Consider the following 733-nt stretch of genomic DNA (forward strand, 5'->3'; position numbering starts at 1 on the left):
TATTAAAAGGACTTCAACCATTGAACTAAACGGAGAACTATAGCTCAACAGGACGTTACGGCAGCCGGCTTTACAATTGGCTGCCGTTGTTCGTTGAAGTAACKGGCAGGATAGTTTAGAACCCTTCTTTTTTGTGGAAACATTTAATAAATTCCCACGTCTAAAAGAAACAAGATCATTTTTTGGGGGATACAAATGCTTAAGAAATCGTTAATGCTGTTGTTTACAGTGTGCATATTTGTACTGTCAGCTTGTCAGGACGAACAATTTGTATTAACAGATGACAATAAATCGAAATATAGAGAAATTGCTTGGAACACTGTTGAAACCGAGCAAAGAAAGCATGTTATAAAGAACTGGACAGAAGCAGATGTTTCTACGTTCGTCTACAAAGATCAATGGATCGTACCCCAGAAGGATAGGAGCCATCTCAAGAATCAGGAGTTGGTAAGGGTAAGTTTTTCAACTGATCAGGATGGTTTATTAGGACCAATAGTTGTAGTGATTAATCCAGAAGATGATGCCATCGTAGGTTATTTTCCAAGATACTAATTAAGCTAATGGAGAACGTTAGTTCCATAATACAACCAGGACGAGGTTGCCGGAAAAATCGGTAGCCTCGTTAAGCTATTGGGCAGGATACATTAAGGTCATGCGAGGTGAATCACAAATAGAGCGAATTTTCAGGCTGAGATTCTTTCTCGGGGCGTCAAGTTTGGGGGCGGGTAAAGAA

At 39.9% G+C, this 733-nt stretch carries 1 protein-coding gene; it reads left to right on the forward strand.

Annotated features, from left to right (window positions below; translation table 11 throughout):
• Window positions 1–195 precede the first annotated feature (195 nt).
• The gene (locus AB4Z33_RS31125) at window positions 196–552 is read left to right on the forward strand and encodes a hypothetical protein (RefSeq protein WP_442053594.1); all 357 of its coding nucleotides are present in this window, start codon (window positions 196–198) and stop codon (window positions 550–552) included.
• Window positions 553–733 lie beyond the last annotated feature (181 nt).

It is taken from the genome of Paenibacillus sp. 2TAB19 (assembly GCF_052115185.1).
In the GTDB taxonomy this organism is placed as follows: domain Bacteria; phylum Bacillota; class Bacilli; order Paenibacillales; family Paenibacillaceae; genus Pristimantibacillus.

What these genes read in the sequence shown, in the direction of transcription:
- AB4Z33_RS31125 (WP_442053594.1), top strand. Translation starts at nt 196, where the DNA reads ATGCTTAAGAAATCGTTAATGCTGTTGTTTACAGTGTGCATATTTGTA.